Below are 7490 nucleotides of genomic sequence, written 5' to 3' on the forward strand. Positions count from 1 at the left end.
ATCTTATTCCTCTAATACTAATTTCCAAACTTCAGGTGCTTCTGTTACAAATCTTATATCAACACATTCCGTAACTTCACTGTCAAATTCCTCAACATCTTTTCTGTTCTTTTCAGGTACAAACACAAGCTTTACACCAACTGCTTTTGCCGCAAGAATTTTCTCTTTTAAACCGCCTATCGGAAGAATTCTTCCACGAAGCGTAATCTCGCCTGTCATTGCCGCATCAGCTTTGACTTTTTTGCCGGTGCATGCCGAATACATGGCAGTCGCCATTGTAATTCCTGCTGAAGGACCATCTTTTGGTACTGCTCCCTCTGGAACATGTAGATGTATATCATGCTTTTCAAAGAAATCATCAGCTACAACGTCCGTAAGCTGTGATTTAACATAGGACAATGCTATCTTTGCTGATTCCTGCATAACATCACCGAGTTTTCCGGTTAACTGTAATGCTCCTTTTCCCTTCATGACATTTACTTCTATCTCTAATGTATCTCCCCCGACAGAAGTCCATGCAAGACCTCTTACGATACCAACCTGTGGCTTATCTGAAACCGCATCAAGTGTATATTTATAATTTCCAAGGAATTTTTTAATATTCCTGTTTGAAATTCTTATCTTTACCTCGGAATCTTTTGCAGCCTCAACTGCGGCTTTTCTGCACAATGTTCCAATCTTTCTCTCAAGACCTCTTACGCCTGCCTCCCTTGTATAATTCTGGATAACGGTATGAATAGCTTTATCCGATATATTAAACTGTTCTTTTGTCAATCCATTGGCATTTATCTGCTTTTGTACAAGATAATTTTTTGCTATATGGAATTTTTCATTTTCAGTGTAACCTGACAACTGTATTATCTCCATACGATCTAAAAGAGGTCTCGGTATGGTGTCAAGCGAGTTTGCAGTACATATAAACATCGCCTGTGATAAATCTACAGGTAATTCTACATAATGATCTGAAAAATTTTTATTCTGCTCAGGGTCTAACACTTCAAGAAGTGCAGATGAAGGGTCTCCCTTATAGTCAGCTCCCATTTTGTCTATCTCATCAAATAATATAAGCGGATTTTTTACTTTTGCGTTTCTTATTCCCGCAATAATGCGTCCCGGCATAGCTCCGACATAAGTTCTTCTGTGCCCTCTTATCTCAGCTTCATCCCTTACACCACCGAGACATATCCTTATGTATTTCCTGTTCATCGCTCTTGCGATAGACTTTGCAATAGATGTTTTTCCTGTTCCCGGAGGTCCGACAAGGCACATTATAGGACTGTAACCGTCTTTTTTTATTGCCTTAACCGCAAGACACTCAATAACTTTTTCTTTTACATCCTTTAAACCATAATGGTCCTCATTTAAAACATTCTCGGCATTTTGAATATCAGTATTATCCTCACTGGCTTTTTTCCACGGAATTGTGAGAAGTGTCTCAATGTACCCTCTTATCACTGAATTTTCTGACGAATTTGAATTTGTGAGTTTAAACCTCTTTATCTCCTGTGCTATCTTCTTTTTCACCTTTTTAGGTGCTTTAAGTTTTTCAAGCTTGGCACTGTATCTGTCTGCATCTGTCTCCGAATCGTCGTCGCCAAGTTCTTTATGAATAGCTTTTATCTGCTCATGCAGATAATATTCTTTTTGATTTTTTTCTACCTGCGACTTAACTCTTCTTGCAACATCATCCTGAATTCTCAGTATTCCTATTTCCCTGCTCAATATTATGGATATATCTTCATGTCTCTGGTATATATCCTGTTCATTAAGAATTTTCTGCTTAAACTGATAGTTGACAGGTATGCTTGTAGCAATCTGATTTATAAGACTATTTAAGTCAGTGCAGTCCATAATTTCCTCAACTACGTTTTTATTTATCTTTCCCTGCTCATTCACATAGACTGTAAATAAATCTTTCAATCCTCTTATAAGAGCAATCGTTTCTACATCATAACTTATCTGTCTTGTCTCTTCGAGTTCCGTAAGGTCTGCCTGATAATATCCGTCATTATATTCAAGATTTTCAAGTTTCATTCTCTTCTGTCCTACTATAATGACTCTTACAACATTTCCCGGCATACTCACAAGCTGTTTAACCTGTGCAAGCGTTCCAACATCAAACAAATCCTCCTGTTTCGGATGTTCTACTTTAGGGTCTTTTTGTGCAACAGCAAAAATATACTGCTTTTTATGCATTGCCTCATTGACCGCTTTTACTGTCGCTTCTCTGCCGACCTCAAAATATACTGTCGTTCCCGGAAATACTACCACATCTCTCAAAGTTACAACAGGAACTGATGTATAGTTTTCTATATTTTCTATATTATTGTTAGAATAATTCTCATTGTTGTCTATGTTTTGTTCCACTCTAATTCCTCCAAATTTAAAGTTTCGCTCATAAGTCTTTTGACCCTTGGCATCATCTTATTATTTTATGAACTTATAAGCACACTTAAATAACATTATATAATATAAAAGAGGGATTAACAAGTAATCCCTCTGATTTTATATTATATAACTATTTCAAGATTTCCGTCCACACATTCTGCATGACCGATAACAGTAATGTTTTAGGCGCTCTTTCCATCTTGTTTTGAGGAAATCTGCCTTACCTCGTCATCGTCCATTATCAGTTTTGGTGATTCTTTATCTAAAACAGCTTCTTTTGTAATGACACATTCTTTTATGTCATCCTCTGACGGAACTTCATACATTACATCAGTCATAACATCCTCCATAATGGCACGAAGTCCTCTTGCTCCCGTTTTTCTTTCAAATGAAAGTTTTGCGACAGCCTTGATTGCCTCATCATCAAAACTAAGTTTAACTCCATCAAGTTCAAGAAGCTTTTTATACTGTTTTGTGATAGCATTTTTAGGCTCAACAAGTATCCTTTCAAGAGCTTCCTCTTCAAGAAGATCAAGTGCAACATTTATCGGAAGACGTCCAATAAGCTCAGGAATTATTCCGAATTTAACAAAATCTTCCGGAAGAACCTGTCTGAAAAGGTCACCGATATTGTCATCTTTTTCAGTTGCAATTTCTGCATTGAACCCGATGGATTTCTGACCTATTCTTGTTCCGATAATCTTCTCAAGTCCGTCAAATGCACCACCACAGATAAACAATATATTAGTTGTATCAAGCTGATAAAACTCCTGATGCGGATGTTTTCTGCCGCCCTGAGGAGGAACACTTGCAACGGTTCCCTCAAGGATTTTCAAAAGTGCCTGCTGAACACCCTCTCCTGATACATCTCTTGTAATGGATACATTTTCACCCTTTCTGGTAATCTTATCTATCTCATCTATATAAATAATTCCATGCTCGGCACGCTCAAGGTCATAATCTGCTGCCTGAATTATCTTAAGAAGTATATTTTCAACATCTTCTCCAACATAACCTGCCTCTGTAAGAGCTGTTGCATCCGCAATAGCAAATGGCACATTAAGTATTTTCGCAAGTGTCTGTGCTAAAAATGTCTTTCCTGAACCTGTAGGTCCTACCATCATGATGTTACTCTTCTGTAACTCAACATCCATATTTTTGCCTGAGAGCACTCTTTTATAGTGATTGTACACTGCAACCGACAATACCTTTTTGGCATCATCCTGTCCTACAACATATTCATCAAGGAAACTCTTAATTTCCTTTGGCTTAAGTAAATTAATATCACTATCGTCGAAATATTCTTCGTTGTCAATTCCAAGTTCTTCGTCAAGAATTTCTGAACAAAGTTCTATACACTGATCGCATATATACACATTTGGTCCTGCTATGAGTTTGCGAACCTGCTGCTGAGTTTTTCCACAAAAAGAACACTTTAATTTTGCGTCGTCTTTTTTGTTTGCCATTTCGACCTCCCCTGAACATTAACTTTATTTTCTATTTGTTACTATCTCGTCAATAAGACCATACTCCTTAGCCTCTAAAGCTGTCATATAGTTATCACGCTCTGTATCTGCCGCAATTACATCAAGAGGCTTTCCTGTATTCTCTGCAAGTATCTGATTTAATCTCTCTCTTGTCTTAAGTATCTGTTCTGCAACAATCCTTATCTCTGTTTCCTGACCTTTTGCTCCGCCTGAAGGCTGATGTATCATAATCTCAGAATTAGGAAGTGCAAATCTCTTTCCCTTTGCTCCACCTGCAAGAAGGAATGCTCCCATACTTGCAGCAAGTCCCATACATATAGTAGAAACATCACACTTTACATAATTCATTGTGTCGTAAATTGCAAATCCGGCACTTACTGAACCTCCCGGACTATTTATATAAAGATGTATATCCTTTGTAGAATCCTGTGATTCAAGGAAAAGAAGCTGTGAAACTACAAGGCTTGCAATATCATCATTTACTTCATTTGAAAGAAAAATAATTCTTTCCTGCAATAATCTTGAATAAATATCGTATGAGCGTTCTCCTCCGCTTGTCTTTTCGATAACATAAGGTATGCTGTAACTCATTTTGTGTTCCCCCTTTATATAGTGCAAAACGCCAACCGCTCAGACAGGCGCAAAACCACCTGTCTTAAAATCGGCTGACGTAAGTTAACAATTATTTTTCAACTGCTGCTGATGTAACCATCTCAACTGCTTTCTGTACAGCAAGATCAAGGCTGATCTGCTTTTTCTCTTCTTCGCCAATAACTTCTTTTAATTTATCAACTTCCATCTGATACATTGAAGCCATATTTTCAATTTCTTTGTTAAGCTCATCTTCTGATGTCTCAATATTTTCAGCAGCTACTACTGCTTCGAGAACAAGACGGCTCTGGATACGTTTAAGTGCCTGTGGTTTAAGCTCCTCAATCATCTTCTGAGGTGTAAGACCTGTAAACTGCATGTACTGATCAATAGAAAGACCCTGTGATGAAAGTCTCTGTGCGAATTCCTGTGTCATCTGACGTGTCTGCGCTTCAACCATCTGCTCAGGAATATCCATCTGTGCATTCTCAATAATCTTTCCGATTACAGTCTCTTCTCTTTCTCTCTTAAGAGCTTCTTCTTTATTTTCTGCAAGTTTCTTCTTTAAGTCTTCTTTATATTCAGCTATTGTATCGAAGTTTGAAACATCCTGTGCGAAATCATCATCAAGTTCAGGAAGTTCCTTTACCTTAATTTCCTTAATCTTTACTTTGAACTCAGCAGGTTTGCCCTGAAGTTCTTCAGCCTGATAATTCTCAGGGAATGTAACATTAACTGTAACATCCTCTCCGATGTTCTTTCCTTCGAGCTGCTCTTCAAAGTTGTCAATGAATGAATGAGAACCAAGTACCAAGCTGTAATCCTCAGCTTTTCCGCCCTCAAACTGCTTTCCGTCTACATATCCGTCAAAGTCGATAACTACTGTATCGCCATCCTGTGCTGCTCTGTCGTCAATGTCAATCATTCTTGCATTTGACTCTCTGACTCTGTTTATCTCTGTATCAACTTCTTCGTCTGTAACTTCAACTTCTTTTTTCTCTACTTCAATTCCTTTATATTCGCCAAGTGTAACTTCCGGCTTAAGTGCAACTGTTGCTGTAAAGATAAATGGTTTTCCGCTTTCAATCTGTGTCACATCAATTTCAGGCTGTGCAACAATTTCAAGCTCGCTTTCTTTAGCTGCATCTGCATAAGCATCAGGAATAATTGAATTGGCTGCATCTTCATAAAATACTCCCTTGCCATACATCTTCTCGATCATAGTACGAGGAGCTTTTCCTTTACGGAAGCCTGGCATAGAGATTTTATTTTTATTTTTCTTGTATGCCTTAGCAATTGCCTTTTCAAACTCTTCGCTTGAAACTTCAATTGTAAGTTTCGCCATATTCTTTTCTAACTTTTCTACCTGTACACTCATTTTAATAATTCCTCCTTAACATTGCCGGGAATTCTCCCGTAAATCACCATTTGTATAATATATCATGAATACTATAATAAAAGCAAGCTGTTTTTGCTTACAATCTATTTTTATTTTGAAATTCCATGTCCCTTTGAATACAATACGTTAACAACCTCGTCAACGTATTTCTCGCAGAGTTCATCTGTTTTGGCTTCAACCATAACTCTTATGACCGGTTCCGTTCCGCTTTCCCTGAGAAGTATTCTTCCCTCATCGCCAAGCTCCTTTGAAACCTTTTCGACTGCTGCCTGTACATCCTCGTCTGCCCTTGCCGCCGGTTTATCTGCAACACGGACGTTTTTAAGAAGCTGTGGATATACTTTCAAATCTTTTCTCAATTCTGAAAGTTTTGTCTTTTTTTCAAGCATTACTTCCATAAGCATAAGCGATGTGAGTACACCGTCACCGGTAACCGCATATTTGCTGAAAATGATATGACCTGACTGCTCACCTCCGAGTGAGTGACCATTCTCCATCATATTTGCATTTACATATTTGTCTCCGACTGCTGTCTGCTCATATGAAATGCCAGCTCTGTCAAGAGCCTTGTAAAGGCCGAGATTTGACATAACCGTAGTAACTACAGTGTTATTGTTCAATTCTCCCTTTTCTTTAAGATAACATCCACAGAGATAAAGTATCGCGTCACCGTCAATAACCTCTCCCTTGTCATCTACTGCAAGGCATCTGTCAGCATCACCATCATACGCAAAGCCGACATCAAGATTATTTTCTATGACAAACTTCTGAAGATTTTCAATATGTGTTGAACCGCATCCGTCATTTATGTTAATGCCGTTTGGCTCCATGCCTATCGCATATGTCTTTGCACCAAGTGCATCAAAAACACCTTTTGCAACTGAGTATGAAGAGCCGTTTGCACAGTCAAGACCGACTTTAACATTCTTAAATGACCTTGTGGCAAGTGACATAAGATAACCTATGTAACGATGTCTGCCTATCGCATAGTCAACAGTACATCCTATATTTTCTCTTGTCGCCATAGGAATAGTATCCTCAGAACTGTCTATATAAGCTTCTATTTTTTCTTCTATTTCAGCCTCTAACTTGTGACCGTTTCCATTTATGACTTTAAGTCCGTTGTCATAATATGGATTGTGACTTGCAGAAATCATGATTCCGCAGTCAAAATCTTCTGTTCTTACAACATAGGAAACACTCGGCGTAGGAGTGACATGTAAGAGATATACATCAGCACCGCTTGCCGTAAGACCTGAAGAAAGAGCATCTTCAAACATATAACTTGACCTTCTTGTATCTTTTCCTATAATAACACGCGCTTTGTGCTCTCTTCCGTAATACCATCCGAGAAATCTACCAACTTTATAAGCATGAACAACATTTAAATTTACATTTGCTTCTCCGCGAAATCCATCTGTTCCAAAATATTTCATATATTTTTCCTCCGCAATTACTACATACAGATTTAATTTTATCACATAGCCTCCCTCAAATCAATATGTATAGACAATTTAAATATATACCAAAAATGAAATTTTAAATTCCACTGCCATATAGGGCGGTGGAATTCAGTCCTGCACAGTAGATATTTACTCTTTCATACATCAGTGTTATTGTAATAA

At 37.9% G+C, this 7490-nt stretch carries 5 protein-coding genes; all 5 read right to left on the minus strand.

The window, feature by feature from the left end; translation table 11 throughout:
- Positions 1-3 precede the first annotated feature (3 nt).
- The gene (lon, locus tag ACZLXV_RS04880; protein ID WP_482382673.1) at positions 4-2367 is read right to left on the minus strand and encodes an endopeptidase La; all 2364 of its coding nucleotides are present in this window, start codon (positions 2365-2367) and stop codon (positions 4-6) included.
- 203 nt (positions 2368-2570) lie between these two features.
- On the minus strand, positions 2571-3854 hold the full coding sequence (gene clpX, locus ACZLXV_RS04885; protein WP_482382674.1) for an ATP-dependent Clp protease ATP-binding subunit ClpX: 1284 nt from the start codon (positions 3852-3854) through the stop codon (positions 2571-2573).
- Positions 3855-3878: 24 nt separating this feature from the next.
- Positions 3879-4466, minus strand: coding sequence for an ATP-dependent Clp endopeptidase proteolytic subunit ClpP (clpP, locus tag ACZLXV_RS04890; protein ID WP_022224373.1), 588 nt, complete (start codon positions 4464-4466; stop codon positions 3879-3881).
- A gap of 91 nt (positions 4467-4557) precedes the next feature.
- Positions 4558-5844 (minus strand): trigger factor, encoded by a 1287-nt coding sequence (gene tig / locus ACZLXV_RS04895; RefSeq protein WP_482382675.1) that lies wholly within the window; start codon positions 5842-5844, stop codon positions 4558-4560.
- A gap of 110 nt (positions 5845-5954) precedes the next feature.
- On the minus strand, positions 5955-7301 hold the full coding sequence (glmM, locus tag ACZLXV_RS04900; protein ID WP_482382679.1) for a phosphoglucosamine mutase: 1347 nt from the start codon (positions 7299-7301) through the stop codon (positions 5955-5957).
- Positions 7302-7490 lie beyond the last annotated feature (189 nt).

The organism is Butyribacter sp. (assembly GCF_056818865.1).